15 protein-coding genes are annotated in these 16989 nt (G+C 71.8%); 5 read left to right on the top strand and 10 right to left on the bottom strand.

The window, feature by feature from the left end:
- Nucleotides 1-5 precede the first annotated feature (5 nt).
- The 3 genes from glnA to ACFE7H_RS06120 all read right to left on the bottom strand — a co-directional run bounded on the left by glnA (nucleotide 6) and on the right by ACFE7H_RS06120 (nucleotide 2701).
- Nucleotides 6-1442 (bottom strand): type I glutamate--ammonia ligase, encoded by a 1437-nt coding sequence (gene glnA, locus ACFE7H_RS06130; RefSeq protein WP_375400327.1) that lies wholly within the window; start codon nucleotides 1440-1442, stop codon nucleotides 6-8.
- A gap of 150 nt (nucleotides 1443-1592) precedes the next feature.
- The gene (locus ACFE7H_RS06125) at nucleotides 1593-1985 is read right to left on the bottom strand and encodes a J domain-containing protein (RefSeq protein WP_375400326.1); all 393 of its coding nucleotides are present in this window, start codon (nucleotides 1983-1985) and stop codon (nucleotides 1593-1595) included.
- 14 nt (nucleotides 1986-1999) lie between these two features.
- Nucleotides 2000-2701, bottom strand: a complete 702-nt coding sequence (locus ACFE7H_RS06120; RefSeq protein ID WP_375400325.1) for a DUF4191 family protein — start codon at nucleotides 2699-2701, stop codon at nucleotides 2000-2002.
- A 116-nt stretch (nucleotides 2702-2817) separates the two neighbouring features.
- Here ACFE7H_RS06120 and ACFE7H_RS06115 point away from each other — a divergent pair, with 116 nt between their 5' ends.
- Complete coding sequence (locus ACFE7H_RS06115) at nucleotides 2818-4161, top strand: hypothetical protein (protein WP_375400324.1); 1344 nt, start codon at nucleotides 2818-2820, stop codon at nucleotides 4159-4161.
- Nucleotides 4162-4185: 24 nt separating this feature from the next.
- On the opposite strand, the gene sucB is transcribed toward ACFE7H_RS06115, so the two are convergent.
- From sucB to ACFE7H_RS06095, 4 genes are all read right to left on the bottom strand, one after another.
- The gene (gene sucB / locus ACFE7H_RS06110; RefSeq protein ID WP_375400323.1) at nucleotides 4186-5826 is read right to left on the bottom strand and encodes a 2-oxoglutarate dehydrogenase, E2 component, dihydrolipoamide succinyltransferase; all 1641 of its coding nucleotides are present in this window, start codon (nucleotides 5824-5826) and stop codon (nucleotides 4186-4188) included.
- A 49-nt stretch (nucleotides 5827-5875) separates the two neighbouring features.
- On the bottom strand, nucleotides 5876-7249 hold the full coding sequence (gene lpdA, locus ACFE7H_RS06105; protein ID WP_375400322.1) for a dihydrolipoyl dehydrogenase: 1374 nt from the start codon (nucleotides 7247-7249) through the stop codon (nucleotides 5876-5878).
- 145 nt (nucleotides 7250-7394) lie between these two features.
- Nucleotides 7395-8891, bottom strand: a complete 1497-nt coding sequence (locus ACFE7H_RS06100; protein ID WP_375400321.1) for a leucyl aminopeptidase — start codon at nucleotides 8889-8891, stop codon at nucleotides 7395-7397.
- Nucleotides 8892-8947: 56 nt separating this feature from the next.
- Nucleotides 8948-9709, bottom strand: a complete 762-nt coding sequence (locus ACFE7H_RS06095) for a hypothetical protein (protein ID WP_375400320.1) — start codon at nucleotides 9707-9709, stop codon at nucleotides 8948-8950.
- 87 nt (nucleotides 9710-9796) lie between these two features.
- Between ACFE7H_RS06095 and ACFE7H_RS06090 the strand changes: the two genes are divergently transcribed.
- From ACFE7H_RS06090 to ACFE7H_RS06075, 4 genes are all read left to right on the top strand, one after another.
- A complete protein-coding gene (locus ACFE7H_RS06090; protein WP_375400319.1) occupies nucleotides 9797-10717 on the top strand; it encodes a proteasome assembly chaperone family protein in 921 nt (306 codons plus the stop codon).
- A 375-nt stretch (nucleotides 10718-11092) separates the two neighbouring features.
- A complete protein-coding gene (locus ACFE7H_RS06085; protein ID WP_375400318.1) occupies nucleotides 11093-12517 on the top strand; it encodes an RNA polymerase sigma factor in 1425 nt (474 codons plus the stop codon).
- 7 nt (nucleotides 12518-12524) lie between these two features.
- Complete coding sequence (locus tag ACFE7H_RS06080; RefSeq protein WP_375400317.1) at nucleotides 12525-13808, top strand: Mur ligase family protein; 1284 nt, start codon at nucleotides 12525-12527, stop codon at nucleotides 13806-13808.
- Nucleotides 13805-14557, top strand: a complete 753-nt coding sequence (locus tag ACFE7H_RS06075) for a type 1 glutamine amidotransferase (protein ID WP_375400316.1) — start codon at nucleotides 13805-13807, stop codon at nucleotides 14555-14557. Before ACFE7H_RS06080 ends, ACFE7H_RS06075 begins: the two co-directional genes overlap by 4 nt.
- Before the next feature lie 125 nt (nucleotides 14558-14682).
- On the opposite strand, the gene ACFE7H_RS06070 is transcribed toward ACFE7H_RS06075, so the two are convergent.
- The 3 genes from ACFE7H_RS06070 to ACFE7H_RS06060 all read right to left on the bottom strand — a co-directional run bounded on the left by ACFE7H_RS06070 (nucleotide 14683) and on the right by ACFE7H_RS06060 (nucleotide 16920).
- Nucleotides 14683-15747: an alanine racemase gene (locus ACFE7H_RS06070; protein WP_375400315.1), complete on the bottom strand. Its 1065-nt coding sequence runs from the start codon at nucleotides 15745-15747 to the stop codon at nucleotides 14683-14685.
- Nucleotides 15737-16408, bottom strand: a complete 672-nt coding sequence (locus tag ACFE7H_RS06065) for an alanine racemase (protein ID WP_375400314.1) — start codon at nucleotides 16406-16408, stop codon at nucleotides 15737-15739. The genes ACFE7H_RS06070 and ACFE7H_RS06065 overlap by 11 nt, the downstream gene beginning before the upstream one ends.
- A gap of 278 nt (nucleotides 16409-16686) precedes the next feature.
- Entirely contained in the window at nucleotides 16687-16920 is a 234-nt protein-coding gene (locus tag ACFE7H_RS06060; protein ID WP_375400313.1) for a hypothetical protein, read from the bottom strand.
- Nucleotides 16921-16989 lie beyond the last annotated feature (69 nt).

Below are 16989 nucleotides of genomic sequence, written 5' to 3'. Positions count from 1 at the left end.
GGGGCTCAGACGCCGTAGTAGGTCTCGTATTCGAAGGGGTGCGGGCGGGCGGCGAGGGGCTTGATCTCCTTCTCGCGCTTGTAGTCCAGCCAGGTCTCGATCACCTCGGGCGTGAACACGTTGCCCGCCGTCAGGTAGTCGTGGTCGGCCTCGAGCGCGTCGAGCACGGCGTCGAGCGAGCCCGGCACCTGCGGGATCAGCTTCGCCTCCTCGGGCGGCAACTCGTACAGGTCCTTGTCGACGGGCTCGTGCGGCTCGATGCGGTTCTGGATTCCGTCGATGCCCGCCATCAGCTGCGCCGCGAAGGCGAGATACGGGTTGCCCGAGGCGTCCGGCGCCCGGAATTCGATGCGCTTCGCCTTGGGGTTCGTGCCGGTGATCGGGATGCGGATGGCGGCCGACCGGTTGCCGGCGGAGTACACCAGGTTGACCGGGGCCTCGTAGCCGGGCACAAGCCGACGGTAGGAGTTGGTCGTCGGGTTGGTGAAGGCCAGCAGCGACGGCGCGTGCTTCAAGATGCCGCCGATGTACCAGCGGGCGAGGTCGGACAGCCCGCCGTAGCCGGCCTCGTCGTAGAACAGCGGCGTGCCGTCGTTCCAGAGCGACTGGTGGGTGTGCATGCCCGACCCGTTGTCGCCGAACAGCGGCTTCGGCATGAAGGTCGCGGTCTTGCCCCACTGCGTGGCGGTGTTCTTGACGATGTACTTGAACTTCAGGATGTCGTCCGCGGCGTGGACGAGCGTGTCGAAGCGGTAGTTGATCTCGCCCTGGCCGGCGGTGCCGACCTCGTGGTGGGCGCGCTCCAGGATCAGGCCCGCCTCGATCAGCTTCAGCGAGATGTCGTCGCGCAGGTCGGCCTGCTTGTCGACGGGGGAGACGGGGAAGTAGCCGCCCTTGTACGGCGTCTTGTTGCCGAGGTTGCCGCCGACCTCCTCGCGCCCAGAGTTCCACGCCGCCTCGGCCGAGTCGACCTTGTAGAAACTCTCGCCCTGGGTGACGGAGTAGCGCACCTCGTCGAAGATGTAGAACTCGGCCTCGGAGGCGAAGAACGCGGTGTCCGCGATACCGGTGGACCCGATGTACTTCTCGGCCTTCTTGGCGATCTGCCGCGGGTCCTTGGCGTAGATCTCGCCGTTGCGCGGGTTGTAGATGTCGAAGATCAGGATCAGCGTGCGCTCCACCCGGAACGGGTCCACGTACGCGGTGGAGATGTCGGGGATCAGCTGCATGTCGGACTCGTGGATGTTCGCGAACCCGCGGATGGAGGAGCCGTCGAAGAGCTGGCCGACGGAGAAGAACTCCTCGTCGACCGTGGACGCCGGGATGTTGAAGTGCTGCTGAACGCCGGGAAGGTCGGTGAAGCGGATGTCGAGGAACTTGACGTCGGTGTCCTTGATGAACTTGATGACGTCGGAGGAATCACTGAACTTCGGTGTGGGCATGTGGTGCGTGTCTCCAAGCTGCGGGGCGGTGGTTGCGTGCGGCAACCGCCTCTGACCCTATGGAGCAGCCGTTTCGACCGAATCACCGCGTTGTTTCCCGCGCGTGAACCGAACCTGGACAGGCGCCTGCGCAGGCGGTCCGGTCTCCGCTCAGCGGCTGTCGGGGACGACCGTGGGCTGGCTCTGACCGGGTTGATCGGACGCGGGATCCATCCGGTACGCGTCGTCGAGTGAGACGATGGCGAGCAGCAGGAAGGCGAGGATCGCGAGCAGCGCCAGCGAGGTGCCGATGCCGCCGGCGCGGGGTTGCCAGCCGATCGGCTCCACCCGGATCGCGACCACGGGCTTGCGCTCGACCAGCACGTCCCGCGCCCGTACGATGCGGTCGAACCGCTCAGCCGCCTCGTGCCGGTCGGAGTCGGAGACATCGGGAGATGTATCCGGATGGGTGCCTCGGGCGAGCCGTCGATAGGCGAGTTGGATGTCGGGCAGGTCGGCGTCCGGTTCGACACCGAGGACCTCGGCCGCCTCGAGCACGGTCATGCGCTGCGCCATGGTCAGCGCCGGACCGGGCGCATCCGGGTCGGGTCGACGCCCTTCGGCACGGGCAGGCCGCCGCTGAGCGACTCGAGCCGGTTGGCGACGGCCAGCACCTCGGAGCGGGTGAGCTGCGGCTTCAGCCGCGTCAGCCGACGGCTGATCTGCCGCAGTCGGATGGACCCCTCGTCGTCGCCGACGCGCAGCACCGACACGGGCACGTTCGGAGCGACCCGCACGACCTTGCGTCGCTCGTCGTCGAGCATGCGCTGGGTGCGCCCGCGGGGGCCCTCGGCGATCAGCACGACGCCCGCCCGACCGACCGCGCGGTACACGGCGTCACGGGTGCGGCCGTTGACGGCGACCGGCAGTTCGCTGCCGCGCCAGCCGCGCCGCAGTGAGGTGCGCAGCACCGCGCCGACGGCTCCGGCCTGCCCCTCGATCTGCGAGTAGGCGGCCCGCTCGGCGAGCTGCCCCAAGATGATGAGGGCCGCGAGCAGCCCGAGGACGACGCCCAGCACCGTGTACAGCACGATCGTGAGCGCGTTGCCGTTCGCGATGAGCACACCGATCCCGACCCCGATGAGCACGCCGCCGAGGAAGCCGAGTGCCACCCACAGCGTCGTCTTCGGGTCGGCCTTGCGGGTCATCTGGAAGACCTGGATGAACTGCCGCACGCGGCCGGGCTTCTTCGGCTGAGCGACGGCCGTGGAACGCGCCATGGGGCCCGATCCTACCGCCCGGGCGGGCGCTCCCTCCCAGCCGGCGGCCGCTCGCAGCTATCCCCATCCTCCGGTCCGGCACCCATCGTCGGCTGCGCCTGCGGCACCCTGCCGACATGACCGGATCGCTCGTCGGCTACGACCTGGGGGACGACCCCGACCGGGGCGAGGCGACCTCCTGCTCCCGCTCGCCGACAGCGACCGGGCCGGACGGTCTTCTCGTGCACCTGCGCCGGGCAGACCGCGGTGGCGGTACGGCGTCGGCGGGACCGCCGGTGGTGGCGCTCCTCCGGGCCGCCGGGCCGCACGTCGAGGCCGTGCTGGACATCGGCACCGCGCCGAACGGCGATCCGGTGCTCGTGCTGCCACGGCTGCCGTGGTCGCTCGGCGAGCTGCTCGCCGAGCGCCGCCTGTCGCCGGGCGAGGTAGTCACGGTGCTCGTGCCCCTGATCCAGACCCTCGGTCGGCTGCATGCCGCTGGTGTCACACACGGTGCCGTCGGGCCCGGCACGGTGCGCTTCGACACGGCCGGCACCCCGACGCTCACCGCGTTCGACGACGCGGTGGTGGCGCAGGGTGCACGGGATGCGCGGTTCGCCGCGGCCGTCGCCGCCGACGAACGAGCCCTCGCCACCCTGGCAAACGCCCTGATGCGACGGGGTGAAGCAGTCGCGCCCGCCCTGGCTGCGGACCCGGACACCGCTGTGCGGGAGCTCTTCCGATGGGCGGAGCCCGAGCCGGTCCTGCTGGCCGGCGCAGCATCGACGACCGGGCGGGCGCCGGAACAGACGCCCGGCCGGGTCATCCCGCCCACCGAAGATCCCTCGACCACCCCGACCGCGACACCGGCCCCGCCGCTGCCCTCGCCCCAGCGTCCGGAGGGGCGAGGCGACGGCGACGGCGACGGCGGCTGGACGAGCCGTGCCAGGACGGCGCTCAGCGCGGCGCTCCGCCGGGTGATCGATCCGCTCCGGCGGGTGCGACCGCGACTGTGGTTGATCGCGGGAACGTCGGTGCTGCTGCTGGCGGCGGCGACCGTGCTGCTGCCGGGCCGTGGAGCGGAGGCGGTTGGCGCACCGCCGCGGGTGACCGCGTCATCGCACTCGACACCCGCGGTGACACCGAGCGCGCGGGCGTCGTCGGTGCCGACTGCGGCGGTATCGGGCGAGGCGCAGCCGACGAGGGCCGCGACACGACTCGTCGCACTCCGGGCGGCGTGCCTCGCCGCCGGTGACGCCCGGTGCCTGCGCCCACTGGAGGTGTCCGGCTCGCCGGTCGCGGTGCTCGACGGGGCCGCGCTGGTCGCCGGCGTCGAGGCGGTCCGGGTCCCGGATGCTACCGCGGTGCTGCGTGCCGTATCCGGGACGACCGCCACAGTCGGGATCGGCCGGGCGACCGTGCTGATCGTTCGTCAGGGCGACGACTGGCTGCTGCGGGACGTCATCCTGCCCACCGGCTGACCGCGGATGGTTCGAGTGCGCGGGTCAGATACCGAGGTCTGCGGCGAAGTCGCCGGCCTCCAGGCGCTGCTTGACCGAGACCAGGAACCTCGCGGCATCCGCGCCATCGACGATGCGGTGGTCGTAGCTGAGGGCCAGGTACACCGTGGACCGGATCGCGATCGCCTCCCCGCCGTCGGCTTTGACGACCAGCGGCTTGCGGGCCACGATGCCGGTGCCGAGGATCGCGACCTGGGGCAGGAACACGAGCGGCGTGTCGAACAGGGCGCCGCGCGAGCCGGTGTTGGTGAGCGTGAACGTGCCGCCCGCCAGCTCGTCGGGCTTCAGCTTGTTCTCGCGGGTGCGCGAGGCGAGATCGGCGATCTGGCCGGCCAGCTCCGCGATCGACAGAGATCCGGCGTTCCGCACCACCGGGGTCAGCAGTCCCCGCTCGGTGTCGACTGCGATGCTGAGGTTCTCGGTGTCCGGGTAGACGATGGAGTCGCCGTCGACCGTCGCGTTGATGATCGGGTACTGCTGCAACGCCTCCGTGGCGGCCAGAGCGAAGAAGGGCAGGAACGACAGCTTCAGCCCGGTCTTCGCCTGGAAGTCTGCCTTCACGCTGTCGCGGTACGCGGCGACCGCGGTGACGTCGGCCTCCACGACGGTCGTCAGCTGCGCGCTGGACTGCATCGACACGACCGCGCGCTCGGCGACCACCTTGCGCAGTCGGGACATCTTCACGGTGGTGCCACGCAGCGGCGACGGCTCTCTCGCAGGCACCGATCCCGCGGCGGGCGTCGGCGCTTCGGCCGGGGCCGCGGGTTGGGCAGCGGCTTCAGCGGCGGCGAGGACGTCCTCCTTGCGGATGCGGCCGCCGATCCCGGACCCCTGCAGCTGTGTCAGGTCGACACCACGGTCGTGAGCCAGCTTGCGGACGATCGGGGTGACGTACGGCGCTGACGCATGTGCGCCGGCGGGCGGGCTCGACTCCGGAGCGGAGGGAGTGGGAGCAGCCGGGGCGGGAGCCGGAGCCGGAGGGCTGGGCACGGTCGCGGCGGGGGCGGGCTCCGGCTGAGCCGGCGCCGGGGGAGCGGCCGGAGCTTCGCCGGCTGCGCTGCCGGAGGCGGCGTCGGTGCCGACCGGTGCATCGGTGGAGGGGACGTCGGTCTGGGCGCCCGCGGCGGGCTGGGGCGCCGGCTGCGCCTGCTGCTCCTTCGCCGGCTGCGCCTGCTGCTCATTCGCCGGTTGCGCCTCGGGCGCGGCCGACTCGGTCTCGGGCGAGGGACCGGTGTAGGAGGTGCCAGCGTCGCCGGACTGCTGGGGCTCGTCCTGCTGCACCTGCTCGGGCGCCGGCTGGGGCGAGGAGTCGATGGGTGCCGGCTCGGCCTCCTCGGGTTCCGGTGCCTGCGTCTGCTCGTCGGAACCCGAGTCCGTGCCGGAGCCCGATCCGTCGCCGATGCGCACCAGGGCTGCGCCGACCTCGACGGTCTCGTCCTCCTGGACCAGGATCTCCTCGATCACACCGGCGATCGGGGAGGGGATTTCGGTGTCGACCTTGTCGGTGGAGACCTCGAGCAGCGGCTCGTCGACCTCGACCTGGTCGCCGACCTGCTTCAACCAGCGGGTCACCGTGCCCTCGGTGACGCTCTCGCCGAGCGCCGGCAGGGTGATCGACTCACTCATCGCTGTGTTCCTTTCGAAGCGGCGGCCCGCCCAAGTCGTTCCGGCGTCATCAGAGCGCGTGCAGCGGCTTGCCGGCGAGCGCCAGGAACGCCTCGCCGAGGGCCTCGTGCTGGGTCGGGTGACCGTGGATGTAAGGGGCGATGTCCTCCGGGTACGCCTCCCAGTTCACGACCAGCTGCGCCTCGCCGATCAGCTCGCCGATACGCGAGCCGATGCCGTGGACGCCGAGTACTGGACCGTCCTTGCGGCGGACCACCTTGACGGAGCCGGTCGTACCGAGGATCTCGCTCCGTGCGTTGCCGGCCAGGCTGAAGTCGTAGGACTGCACCTCGTCGCGGCCGTACTGCTCGACGGCCTTCGCCTCGGTGAGGCCGACGGAGGCGACCTCGGGATCGGAGTAGGTGATGCGCGGCACGTTCACGTCGCTGACGATCGCCGGGTTCAGCCCCGCGATCTCTTCGGCGACGAAGATGCCCTGCTGGAAGCTGCGGTGGGCCAGCTGCAACCCGAAGACGATGTCGCCGACGGCGTACACGCCGGGCAGCGACGACTCCAGGCGCTCGTTCACGGTCACGAAACCGCGGTCGAGCGCAACGCCTGCCTGCTCGAAGCCCAGATCCTGCGTGAACGGGCCGCGGCCGACCGCGACGAGCAGCAGGTCCGCCTCGATCGTGTCGCCGTTCTCCAGCGTGACGACGACGCCGGAGTCGTCCTGGGTGACCGAGGAGAACCGGATGCCCAGCTTGTACTCGATCCCACGACGGCGGTAGGCGCGCTCCAGACCCTTGCTCAGCACCTCCTCCTCGTTGGGGACGAGATGGGGCAGGGCCTCGATGATCACGACGTCGGCGCCGAACGACTTCCACACGCTGGCGAACTCGACCCCGATCACACCGCCGCCGAGCACGGCGACCTTTTTAGGCACGTACTCCAGGTCGAGGGCCTGCTCGGAGGTGATGATGCGGCCGCCGAGTTCGAGTCCCGGCAGGCTGCGCGAGTACGAACCCGTCGCCAGCACGACCTTCTTGCCGGTGATCACGGAGTCGCCCACCTGCACGGTGGTGGCCGAGGTCAACCGGCCCGCACCCTCGATGGTCGTGACGTTGCGCGCCTTCAGCAGCGACTGCAGGCCCTTGTGCTTCTTCGCGACGATGCCCGTTCGGTAGGTGGTGACGCCCGCCACGTCGACACCCTCCAGTGTCGCCCGGATGCCGTAGTGCTCGGATTCGCGGGCCGCGTCGGCGATCTCGGCCGCGTGCAGCAGCGCCTTGGTCGGGATGCAGCCGCGGTGCAGGCAGGTGCCGCCGACCTTGTCCTTCTCGATCATCCCGACGGTCATGCCGAGTTCGCTGGCGCGCAGCGCAGCGGCGTACCCGCCACTCCCGCCGCCGAGGACTACCAGGTCGAAGGACTGATCGGGCACGTCGGGGAACTCCTTCTGTTCACGGTGGCGGCGGTGTGCACGGTCTGCCGAGAGGCATGTCCGACGCGCACCGAAACCGCCGCGACGACCTTACCGCTCCGATTCGACGCGTCGCCGTGAGCGGGGGAGCGGGCGGGCGGACGGATCAGCGCCCTGCCACATCGGCGAGCAGTGCCACGAGCGTCCGCACCATCACGCCCGTCGGGCCCGCGCCGATGTGGCCCCATGCCGCGCCGGCGTTGTTCGCAGTGGCGGCGATGTCCAGGTGCGCCCAGGGGATGGGGGCACCCTCCGGGCTGCGGCCCACGAACTCGCGCAGGAAGACGCCCGCCAGAAGCATGCCGCCGGCGGTATTGCCGGGCTTCGCGTTGGCGATGTCCGCGACGTCGGATTTCAGCAGGGCCCGTAACTCGTCGGGGAGCGGCATGTGCCAGGCCGGTTCCCCGACGGACTGCGCCGCGCTCGTCACGCGGGCGGCGAGGCGGGCGTCGCCCATCACCGCGGTCGTCCGGGTGCCGAGCGCCGTCGCCGCCGCTCCCGTCAGGGTGGCGACGTCGACGATCAGGTCGGGATGCTCCGCGCTCGCCGCGACCAGGCCGTCTGCGAGCACCAGGCGTCCCTCCGCATCGGTGTTCAGCACCTCCACGGTCGTGCCGCCGTGGATGCGCAGCACGTCGTTCGGGCGGATCGCGGTGCCCGACGGCATGTTCTCGGCCAGGCACAGCCACGCCGTCACCCGCACGGGCAGCCGCAGCCGGGCTGCCACGAGCACTGCCGCGAGCACCGTCGCGGCGCCGGTCATGTCGTACTTCATGCCGACCATCGAGCCGGGCGGCTTCAGAGAGAGTCCGCCGGAGTCGAAGGTGATGCCCTTGCCGACCAGGGCGACGGCCGCGGCCGCGCCTTCGGGTTCCCACCCGAGGCGCACGAGTCGAGGGGGCCGGCTCGACCCGCCGCCGACGCCCAGCAGCCCGCCGAATCCTTCTCCACGCAGGGCGTCTTCATCCCAGATGCGCACCGAGACACCCGCCTGCTCGGCGTGCTGCGCCGCGATGTCGGCGAGCGTGGCGGGATACAGGTCGAGCGGCGACGCGTTCACGAGGTCCTTCGTCAGCGCGACCACCTCCGCGGTCACGGCGACCTTCTCGAGCACCGCCTGCGGCACCGGCAGCCCGGTGAGCAGCACGACGTCGGATGCCGATCGGCTCTCGGCTGTCGGCGGCGTGCTGCGGTACTCCGAGTACGTGTACGCGCCGAGTGCCGCGCCCTCCAGCACGGCCTCCGCGGCGATGACGTCGGCGACGGGCAGCGCGAAGCCGACCGACGACACACCGCGGATGCGGCGGGTGACGGTGCCCGCGGCGGCGCGCAGCCCGTCGACGTCCGGCGGCTGCGTGCTGAGACCCACGAGGGCCAACGAGCGCGCGGCGCCGCTCGGCAGCGGCAGACGCCAGACCTCGCCGGTCGTCGCGCCGGCGCCGATCGCCGCCAGGTCCAGGTCATCCAGACCGAGGGCGGTGCGCACCTCGTCGGCGACGGCGAGCGACGGACGCCCGTCGATGACGCCGACGCCGATCACGAGGACGTCGCCAGCCCACTCCTCGATCGGTTCGGCGGAGACGGCCACGTTCGGGATGGGCATGCCGCGAGCCTACGAGCGCGAGCTTCGGAGACGGAGGCGGAGGCGGAGGCGGAGGCTCAGGCGACGAGGTCCGGCACGGGCAGGTCGGCGAGCAGCATCGTCGCCGGTCGGCCGGCGGTCGCCCGCAGGTGCAGCGGCGCGAGCGCCACCGCATCGAGCGAGGTGCGGACGGATTCGACGCCGGCTTCGGCGGCGGTGCGGAGCGCTCGGTATGCGCACGCGGTGGCGAGCGACGACGCCACGTGGGGCCGCGCTTCCAGGTGCAGCACGGCGGCCCCGTCGTCGTCGACGACGACCGCGGCGTGCGCGAGTGTGGGGGCGGCGAGTTCGGTGGCGGCCGATCCGGCGACCCACGCCACGACACTGCCGACCGCCGCCGAGCGCTGCAGCGGGGCGACCGTGAACCCCTCCGTCGCAAGCCACCAGCCGGCGTCCTCTCGGGCTCCGCCCGCGGCCGACCGCACCGCCACATCGCCCAGCTGATACCCGGGCGGTACGACGGTCGCGCAGTCCGTGACGGACAGTGTCACGCCCGAGTCGGTGACTGTTCGGCGCGCCCGGGACACCCAACCGTCCTGCAGTGCCTCGGCCAGCCGCGACCGCACCTCCGTCGCCCAGCCCTGCACCTCCTCGGTCGCCGCGGTCGACGCTCTGTTGATCGAGGGTGCGTCGATCGAGGCGGAGTAGCGCACCGGGTCGGACCGGAAACGGAACGTCACCCGCAGCGCATCCTCCGCCTTCTCGATGCGGTCCAGCGCGAATCCGGCGGGCGGCTCGTCCGAGAGCGTGGAGTGGAGCGCGGCGAGGGCGGTCGGCATGCGGGGAGCCTGGCATGGAGCGCCTGGCACGGGGGGCCGGTCACGACCGGGTCGATGGGGTCGGACGGGGCGCCTACCATGGGCCGGATGAGAGAGCCGGACGACCTGATCGAGCTCACCGAGCTCGCGGGGCAGGTTCCGACCGGGCTGCCGCTGGTCGCGGCGCTCGCCGGTTTCTCCGACGCGGGCGGCGCGATCAGCCAGTTGACCGAGTACCTGCGTGCGAACACATCGCCGCAGCTCGTGGCGACGTTCGACGCCGAAGAGCTGCTGGACTACCGCGCGCGGCGCCCGATCATCGAGTTCGACCAGGACCACCTGAGCGCGTACGAGCCGGCCACCCTGACGCTGTCGCTGGCGCACGACGACAACGGACGCGGGTTCCTGCTGCTGGCCGGGTACGAGCCGGACTTCCAGTGGGAGCGCTTCAGTCGGGCCCTGCTGCGGCTGCTCGACCGGCTCGGCGTCGCCACCACGACCTGGGTGCACGCCATCCCCATGCCGGCGCCGCACACGCGCCCTATCGAGGTGACCGTCGGCGGCAACCGGCAGGATCTGATCGACGCGATGAGCGTCTGGAAACCCAGCACCCGGGTCCCCGCGAACGTCCTGCACCTGATCGAGTACCGGTTGGCGGAGCGCGGCAGTCCCGTCGCGGAGTTCGTGCTGCTCGTGTCGCACTACCTGGCGGACACCGAGCTGCCGGCCGCGGCGATCAAGAGCCTGGAAGTCGTCCAGGCGGCGACCGGCCTGATGTTCTCGACCGACCAGCTGCGAGCCGAGTCTCGGGAGTACTTCCTTCGGGTGGACGAGCAGGTCGCCGGCAACGAGGAGCTCGCCACCCTGGTGCGCACCCTCGAAGAGCGGCACGATGCCTACCTCGCCGGCAACCCGCGGCGGTCGCTGCTCACCGACGACGATGGAGCGCTGCCCAGCGCGGACGAACTGGCGGCGGAGCTGGAGAAGTTCCTCTCCCTGCGGCGCACCGGCGAGGACGAGCGTCCCTGACCCAGCCGCGACCCGCGTCGACCTCGCGGCGGCGCACCCGGTTCCGGTCACAGTCGGCGCCCCCTCGCCCGTGCCGGGTGTGTATAATTGTAGGCGGACGCGCGCTGCGGATCCCCTTCTTGATCCGCGTTCCGGAGATCGCGTCCTAACCTCCTGAACTCGGGCTGGGCGCCCGACATCCGCATCCTCAGCAATCCGCACCTCCACCACGTTGTGCACCTACATCCCGTAGGGCACAGTCCCGCACCGTCTGATCACGCCGCTTTCGGGGATGGCGTGCGACCGGCACACCTGCCTCCGCCCGCGACAGCCCTCCGTGCGCGACGGCGGGGACGGCCTCATCTCATTCGCTCGACCGACCACTAGGGGACCACCATGGCAGCCCGTTCATCCGTTCTCGCCGATCCGATTCCCACGACCGAGCAGGCCGAGCCGTCCGAGCCGCAGGCGGCCGCGCCGGTCGAGACGAAGCGCGTCACCAAGCCGCGCACGACCAAGCCACGGGCCGCCAAGGCCACCACGGCGGCCAAGGCGACGACGGCGTCGTCCAGTGCGTCGAAGCGGGCTGTCACCACTGCTGCGGTCGCTCCGGAGGGCGACCAGGAGTCGCCCGACGAGGTCCCCGAGGACCTGGTCGTCGACCCTGAGGCGGTCGATCCCGAGGACCTGGACGACGTCGATGTCGCCGTGGCCGACGTGGTGGTCGAGGGCGACACCGTCGCCGACGACGCCGAGCCGGCCGCCACCGTGGAGCCTGTCGCAGTCGTCGACCCGGACAGCGACGACGATGCACCGGTCATGGCCGATGCGCCGCTGCCGAGTGGCGCACTGGTGTTGTCGGTCGTCGACGACGACGACGTGCCGGTCTACTCGACGGCCATCACCGGTGCCACCGCCGACCCGGTCAAGGACTACCTGAAGCAGATCGGCAAGGTCGCACTGCTGAACGCGGCCGAAGAGGTCGAGCTGGCCATGCGCATCGAGTCCGGCCTGTTCGCGGAGGAGAAGCTGCAGACCGAGGCGGGCACGTTCAGCCGCGAGTTGGAGCGGGAGCTCAAGTGGGTCGCCCGTGACGGGCAGCGGGCCAAGAGCCACCTGCTCGGCGCGAACCTGCGTCTGGTCGTCTCGCTGGCCAAGAGGTATACCGGGCGCGGAATGCAGTTCCTGGACCTGATCCAGGAGGGCAACCTGGGCCTGATCCGCGCGGTCGAGAAGTTCGACTACACCAAGGGCTTCAAGTTCTCCACCTACGCCACGTGGTGGATCCGGCAGGCGATCACCCGCGCGATGGCCGACCAGGCCCGCACCATCCGCATCCCGGTGCACATGGTCGAGGTGATCAACAAGCTGGCCCGCGTGCAGCGGCAGATGCTGCAGGACCTGGGCCGCGAGCCCACGCCCGAGGAGTTGAGCCGCGAACTGGACATGACGCCTGAGAAGGTCGTCGAGGTGCAGAAGTACGGCCGCGAGCCCATTTCTCTGCACACCCCGTTGGGCGAGGACGGCGACAGCGAGTTCGGCGACCTGATCGAGGACACCGAAGCCGTCGTGCCGGCCGACGCGGTCGGCTTCACGATGCTGCAGAAGCAGCTGGAGAGCCTGCTCGACTCCCTGTCGGAGCGCGAAGCCGGTGTCATCCGCATGCGGTTCGGTCTGGGCGACGGCATGCCGAAGACGCTCGACCAGATCGGCGACACGTTCGGCGTGACGCGGGAGCGCATCCGCCAGATCGAGTCGAAGACCATGGCCAAGCTGCGCCACCCGTCGCGGTCGCAGTCGCTGCGCGACTACCTGGAGTAGGCCGCCCGTGCGCACGGCCCTGGCGGTCCTCGCGGGCCGCCTGGTCCGGGTCCTCGCGCGCGCCCGGGGCGGCGGTTCGGCGATGCCGGGCCGGGTCGCGCTGCTGATCGCACCCCGGTTCTTGGGCCGGGCGGTGGAGCGACTGCCCCTCGGCGTCGTCTTCGTGTCGGGGTCCAACGGCAAGTCGACGACCACACACATGCTGGTGCGCGTGCTGCGTGCACATGGGGTGCGGGTGTTCACGAATCCGAGCGGTGCCAACCTGCCACAGGGTGTCGCCTCCGCTCTGCTGGCGGAGGCGCCACTCTCCGGCCGGCTGGATGCCGACATCGCCGTCCTGGAAGTCGACGAGGCGTACGGCCCGCGGCTGGCGAGCGTGCTGCAGCCGCACAGCGTGCTGCTCGTGAACGTGCAGGTCGACCAGCTGAACCGGTTCCACGAGCCGGACCGCGTGGTGCGGATGCTCGCCGCGATCGCCGAGAAGGCCACCCGGCACCTGGTCGTCAACGGTGACGACCACAATCTGGTCCGGCTTGCCGCGGGGGCCCGGGGCGGGGCGGCGCTCGCGGCCTTCCGGCTCGACCCGTCCCTGCTGGCGGACTCGCCGTGGCTCGCCCGCGGTGACAACCCCGCGCTCGCCGACAGAGGTGCGGCCTCCACCCTTCCCGACACGATCCGCGTCACCGAGTCGTCCGGCGCGACCGCCACGCTCGTCGTCGACGAAGCGCCGCTGTCGGTGGTCCTGCCGGCTCGTGGCCTGCACTACGCCGCCGACGCCGCGGCAGCCGTCGCGATGGCGCACGAGCTGCTCGGCGACCGGTTCCGGCCGGCCGAGGCGGCCACCGGGCTCGCGTCCATGCAGGCCGTGTACGGCCGCGGCGAGGTGCTGCGCGCCGGGCCGGGTGCGGACGCGGAGCAGATCGAGCTGCTCATGATGAAGAACCCGCCCAGCCTGCAGGTGAACCTCGACGCCATCGCCGAGCCGCCGGAGCAACTGTTCGTCGCCGTCGACGAGGGGACGCCGGATCCGTCGTGGATCTACGGCACCGATTTCGCCGCCATCGACCACGTCGACGTGCTCACCGGAACCAAGTGCTGGCAGTTGGCCACCCGGTTCGCGTACGGCGACATCCCCGTGGCGTCGGTCGAACCCGACCTCACGCGGGCCCTGGCCGCTTTCCTCGCTCTGCCGACCCCGGCGCACGGGCGCAAGACGATTCTCGTCAACTACGAGCAGATGATGCTGATCCGCCGGCAGCTCGGTCATCTGGAGTTGGAGGGCGCCGCGTGAGTGCGCTCACGCTCGTGCACCTGTACGCCCGGGAGTTGGACATCAACGGCGACTCCGGCAACGTGCTGGCCCTCGAGCGTCGCGCGGCCTGGCGCGGCCTGGCAATCGATGTGCTGCGGATCGGGCCGGGCGAGCCCCTGCCCGCCGAGGCGCACCTGGTGCACATCGGCAGTGGGTCGTCCGGCGCTCGCGCGCAGCTGCACGACGACGTGCTGTCCCGGGCGGAGCGACTGTGCGCATGGGCCGCAACGGGGGTGCCGTTCCTGGCCGTCGCCGCAGGATGGCAGTTGCTCGGTCGTTCGGTGACCGAGCCGGACGGATCCGTGGTTGCCGGCGCCGGCGTGTATCCGAGCACGGCGGCGCTCGGCGCCGAGCGGGCCGTCGGCGAGGTCGCGGGCGACTCGATGCTGGGCGAGGTCGCGGGCTTCGAGAACCACGCGGCGGTCACGCGACTGGACCCGGGGGTGCAGCCGCTGGCGCGGCTCACGCGCGGACACGGCAACGCGGGTGCGTCCGGGCCGCAGGGCGATGCTCCGGAGGGACTGCTCGCGGGGGCGCTCGTTGCGACGGGGCTGCACGGGCCGTTCCTGCCGATGAATCCCGCGTGGGCCGACCGGCTGCTGCAGGATGCAGCGACGAGTGCCGGCGCCGTCCTGCCTGCCGGCGACGCGCGAGTCGACGCGGTCGATGCGCTCGCCCGGCGTTCGCGGCAGGCGATCCGTCGACGGCTGGGTCTCGCCGCCGGCTGACGAGCGACCAGCTCGCTCGAGGGGAGCGCGACAGCAGGACAGGGTCCCGACAGCAGGTCGTGGGTCGACCAGCAGCCTGCTGTCGAGACCTGGTCCTGCTGACGTGCTTCGGTGGGCGGGGCCGCTCAGCGGATGATGCGGCGCGGGATGCGGCCACTGGCGCGGGCCACGATCTCGTCGCCGATCGTGCCCGCCCAGCCCGCCCACTCCTCCGCTGTCGGCTCGCCCGCGCCGCCGGACCCGAACACCACCGCCTCCTGGCCGGGCCGGATGGGCGCGTCGCCGATTCCGACCTGCATCGTGTCGACGCCGATCGCCGTCACCGGCCGGCGGGTGCCGGCGAGCAGCACCGCCGCGCCGCCGTGGGAGGGCCCGACCACCGAGGGCGGGATCCCGTCGGCGCTGCCCACGCCGAGCGTCGCCACGCCCTGCTCGACGTGCAGGACCGGCGCGTGCAGGGAGATCACCGGGCGCAGGCCGAGGCCCGCCCCGTCCACGTCATCGAAGGGCGAGATGCCGTAAGCGGCGATCCCGAACCGCACCATGCCGAGGCGGGCTGCGGGCTCGCGGATGCCGGCCGAACTGGCAGCCAGGTGGATCAGCGGTGGCTCGACGCCGAGGTCACGGGCGACCTGGACCGCCGCGAGCAGGGCGCCGAGGGCAGCCGCATCCTCCTCGGGGGAGGCATCGGCCAGGTGCGACCAGATGGCGGCGACGCGCACCCGCCCCGCCTGCTCGGCCGTGCGGGCCGCCGTCACGAGCGCGGGCCAGTCCTCGGCGCTCGCGCCGTTGCGGTGCAGGCCGGTGTCGATCTTCAAGTGGATGGCCGCGGGCGTCGCCGCTCCGGCCGCGAGGACGGCGTCGAGTTCGGCGAGCGACGACACGCCGAGGTCGATGTCGGCGGCGATCGCGGCTGCGAAGTCGGTGTCGCGGCCGTGCAGCCAGGCGAACAGCGGCACCGTGATCCCCGCCTGCCGCAGGGCGAGGCCGGCCGGCACCTCCAGGACGGCCAGCTCGTGGGCGCCCACCTCGAGGGCGGCCCGCGCGAAGGGCAGCATGCCGTGCCCGTAGGCGTCGGCCTTGACCGCGATCATGGTGCGCGCGGGGGCGACGAGCTCGGCCAGCAGCGCGACGTTGTGGCGGAACGCTGCGAGCTCCAGCTCGATCCGAGCGCTCGCTTCAGCGGGCATGCGTCGCGATCCGCAGGATCCGCCGGCCGAGTCCGGCGGTCAGGTGCGTCGCCGGCCGTTCGGTGGCGGCCGCCCAGGCGGCGGCGGTCGGTGCGCCGTCCGGCGACCCGAACAGCACGACCTCCGCGCCGAGGGTGGGGGTGCCGCCGGCGCAATCCACCACGAACTGGTCCATGGCGATCCGACCCACGATCGGCAGTTCGAAGCCCTCGATCAGCACGGTCGCCCGGTTGGAGGCGAGCCGCGGGACGCCGTCCGCATAGCCCAGTCCGACGAGGGCCAGCGTCGTGGGCGCCGTCGTCCGGTACGTGTAGCCGTACGAGACGCCGGCACCGGTGCCGACGTGCTTGACCGCGATCACCTCCGCGATCAGCGTCATCACGGGTCGGGCGGCAGCCGGCCCCAGGCCCCACGGGTCTCCTACCACCGAGTCGGGGGCGACCGAATCGGCCACCGCCGAGTCGAATGGGACGGGGGTCGGGAATCGGCCGACCACCAGGTCGTCGGGCCCGTATCCGGCGAGCGCGGTCACCGCGGCGTCGGTGTCGTCCGTGACGATCACCCGGCGGACGCCGGCCGAGCGCGCCACGGGCGCGACGAGCCGCAGCGAGTGTCCGTACGCGTCGGCGCGCGCGTCGAGCGTCGTCCGGCCGGCGGCCACCGCGTCGCGCAGGTTCGCCGCCAGGGCGGCCAGGTCGATGCGCGCCTCACGGCGCAGTCCCGCGCGGCCGGACGGCGCGGGTGCGCCGGTCGCGGCAGCACTGATCGCAGCAGGCGCGGGCGCTTCGGACAGTGGAGTCTCCGTGAGGTACGGCGGCTTCGGCCGCAGCCGACATTCTGGCGCCCCCGCGGCCGTTCCCCCGGCAGAAGCAGCCCTCGAACGCAGAACGCCCGCCCGAGCGGACTCGGGCGGGCGACTGATGACCTGGGATCAGGAGGTCAGGCTTTGGACTCCTGCAGCAGGCGGCTGCTCTCGTCGTGCCAGCTGTGGGCGATGCCCGCCAGCTTCTCCTGGTACTTGTTGCCGTGGTGGGCGCAGAAGAAGAGTTCGCCCTTGTCCAGCCGGACCCGGATGTACGCCTGGGCGCCACAGCTGTCGCAGCGGTCGAGGGCGGTCAAGGAGTATTCCGGCTCGAAGGTGTCGAGCGCGCCGTGATCTGCTGAATGCGTCATGGGGGCCTCCTCGGTGCTGCTGACGTGCGTGCTGGTGTCGTGCGAGGTCCCATGTAAACACGGGGATGT

Source organism: uncultured Amnibacterium sp., from assembly GCF_964250715.1.
Classification (GTDB): domain Bacteria; phylum Actinomycetota; class Actinomycetes; order Actinomycetales; family Microbacteriaceae; genus Amnibacterium.
Note: the sequence above shows the minus strand (reverse complement) of the source record. Positions and strands in the feature narration are given on the sequence as shown.